Here is a 2,973-nt window from a genome sequence, read left to right as displayed (position 1 = left end):
AAGTCCCCTCGCCTTTACCGCCTCGTACTGTCCCTTGGCGATGATATAGGCGCATTGCCAATAGTCGCCACGATAGAATGTGATCATCATCTTGCCGGGCTCGACGCGCGCGAACACGTTCTCGGTCTCGTCGGGTCTGCGCCCGGCGCGAAACCACAGCACGTCCATCGGTGCACCGATCTCCTCGACGGCAAGGCCAGCGCGCTCGCGCACCGTGGAATGCCGGCCGTCGCAGGCAATGGTGAGATCGGCTTCGATGTCGATGATGCCGTCAGGCGTCTTCGCCCGCACGCCGACGACTGTCTCGCCGCGGCGGATCAGATCCACCGCCTCGGTGCTCATCATCACTTCGAGCCGCGCAAAACGCCGGCCGGCCTCGCGGAGGAAATTCAGGAAGTCCCATTGCGGCATGAAGGCGATGAAGGGGTATTTGGTCCGGAGCCGGCCGAGATCGGCGATGCGCACCGGCGTGCCGCCGAACAGGCCGTCCATCTTCTGCAGGCGCTGATGCGGCAGCTTCAGGAATCCGTCGATCAGGCCGAGCTCGTCCATCACTTCGAGCGTCGAGGGATGGACGGTGTCGCCGCGGAAGTCGCGGAAGAAATCCGCATGCTTCTCCAGCACGACGACCTGGATGCCGGCGCGCCCGAGGAGATAGCCCAGCATCATGCCGGCCGGTCCGCCGCCGACGATGCAGCAGCGGACCTTCATGGTCCGCATTGGTCGTTGTTCGGATGTCATTGCCGCCGCGCTTCATGGACCGGTCGAGATCGGCCCGACGGATACTAGCGCGATTCCGGCCGAAGGCAGCCCCCGATTGAACAACCCACTAATGATTGCTGCGGTTCGCGCTGCGAAAACTCTTGATCTCGGAGACGCTGCCGTCGCGATAGGTCAGTTCCACCGAGACGGTCTGCGTGCCGGGTGAGAGCTTCATGTAGAGCGGCATGCCGGCGCTGACGGCGCTGGGATCGCGCATGTCGCAAGGCGGCATCTTCAGCACCTGGTTGGGCACGGCGGTGTCGATGCCGATGCGCACCTCGCGAATGGCGCAGCGGTACGACACCAGGTGCGTGTAATAGACCAGGAGCCCGTTGAACTCGCGGAACGACAGCCAGCTCGTCGAGGTCATGTCCAGGATCTTGCGCTGGTCGCGGATCAGCGCCGCCTCGGGATCGAACCTGATCGGGAACGGTCCCTGCATGTCGCCGCACTGATCGACATAGCGAACCTCGATGGTGCCGGCCTGCGCGTCCGGCGGCAGCTCGATCGACGGGTTCGGCATCCGCTTGCGCGTGCGCGGATCGAGGGTGTCGATGAAGCCGGTCTCGCGGAAATCGCTTTTGCCGGCCATGCGCCAGGAAATGCCGAGCGTGGGATCGGCGAAGGAGAACGTCACGCTCCAGCCGCCATTGTGCCGCGAGAAGCTTGCGATCGGCGCGTTGAGGGTCTCTTCTTTGGGCATCTGCGGCACGGATACCGGCGGCAGCGCCGCGAGCTTCTGCTGCGGCGGGTCGTCGGAACGGGTGACGGCATCCTTGGCGAGGCCGCTGAGGAAGACGTCGTCGACCATCTGGTCGAAATAAACCGGCACCTGCCTGTGCTTCACGGTGTCGGCCAGCTCGCTGACGGCACGGCGGGTGCGCTGCGCCACCTGCACCAGGTTCTCGCCGGGCTTGAGCAGCTCCTTGGCGAAGGTGCGCGTGAACACCGAATTGGGATTGGCATCGTCGTTGGACAGGCGATCGAGCGCGGTCTGGCGGGGCCCTGCCGAGAACACCGAGAACACGCCTTCGGGCAGCTGCGTCATCGGCGCGAGCCCGGCGCCGCCCGCGACCGCGCGCGTGCCCTTGCGCTCGAACGGGTTGTTGCGGCAGGCGTCGAACACCAGGATCGAGGTTCGCGCCTTCTTGTTCTGGAGGCGCTCGACGATGCGGTCGGCGAGGATCGAGGCGTCGCGCACCAGCTCTTCCTGGCCTTCCGTCGCCGCCGGCACGTCGGTCGGCAGCAAATAGTTCTGCCCGGCAATCTCGAATCCGTGGCCGGCATAGAAGAAGAACGCGGTGTCGCCGGGCTCGATCGCCTTGTCGAAGGCGAGCAGCGTCTCGGAGAATTGCTGCCGGCTCTGGTTCTCGGCGACCATGACCGAGAAGCCGAGCTGCTTCAGCGTGTCACCCATGGTGCGGGCGTCGTTGACCGCCTTGAGCAGCTTCGGGACGTTCCTGTAATCATTGTTGCCGACGACGAGCGCGACGCGCTTCTCTGCATAGGCGGGAGCGGCGAAGCCGCCCAGGCTCGCAGCAATGCCAAGGGCCGCCAGAAGTCCGAAAGCCGTCGCGTCATCACAATCATCCCGTTGTCGAGCGGCCCATGCTGGTTCTCTCCGAACGATCGTTCTAGGGACCCCCTGCCGCTGTGTGATAGTCGGGCCAGGCGCAACAGCGGTTCAAGAGGCCTGTTCGGCCGATTCCATCATTGGCCTATGGCAGAATTGGCCGGAATCTGCTTCTTGTTGGGCATTCCGTCTGAAGGGGCTGCCGTGTTTCGCTGGTGCACCGACGAGGTCGAGCCGCACGACCGCTTCGACTATTGGCGCGAGGTCCGTGCCAAGGGCCTGTTCGGCGTCACCGCCGAGCTCGAGCGCGAACAGCGCCCGGACTTCTTCGGCGAATTCTCGCTTTGCCAGCTCGGCGGCGCCGGCCTCGTCGAACTCAAGGCCTCGCCCTACACGGTCGAACGCAGCGCCTCCGACATCGCCGCCGCCCCGGGCGACGCGATCTGCATCTACCAGCAACTCGGCAGCGGCGGCTGGTTCGGCGGCATGCGCGCCAGCGACTTTTCGATCGGCGGCGGCAGCTTCGCCACCAGCCACACCGACCTGCCCTACCGCACCGCGCCGCTCGGCACTGGCGGCTTCCACCTGCGCATCCTGAAGATTCCCGTGAGCAGCATCCCGGGGCAGGACAAGCGCAT

2 protein-coding genes and 1 pseudogene are annotated in these 2,973 nt (G+C 65.4%); 1 reads left to right on the top strand and 2 read right to left on the bottom strand.

The genetic code is table 11. The features are described from left to right. Both JHD07_RS36785 and JHD07_RS36780 read right to left on the bottom strand, forming a co-directional pair. The coding region (locus tag JHD07_RS36785; protein ID WP_291631110.1) for an FAD-dependent oxidoreductase at positions 1-720 on the bottom strand (720 nt) is incomplete at its 3' end. 109 nt (positions 721-829) lie between these two features. Continuing rightward, positions 830-2,320 carry a caspase family protein gene (locus JHD07_RS36780; RefSeq protein ID WP_366865820.1) on the bottom strand — a complete coding sequence of 497 codons (1,491 nt, stop codon included), beginning with the start codon at positions 2,318-2,320 and terminating at the stop codon, positions 830-832. 219 nt (positions 2,321-2,539) lie between these two features. On the opposite strand from JHD07_RS36780, the pseudogene JHD07_RS36775 reads away from it, so the two are divergent. Then, positions 2,540-2,973, top strand: a pseudogene (locus JHD07_RS36775) (AraC family transcriptional regulator); the annotation flags it as partial.

The organism is Bradyrhizobium sp. (assembly GCF_016462955.1).
Classification (GTDB): Bacteria; Pseudomonadota; Alphaproteobacteria; order Rhizobiales; family Xanthobacteraceae; genus Bradyrhizobium.
Note: the sequence above shows the minus strand (reverse complement) of the source record. Positions and strands in the feature narration are given on the sequence as shown.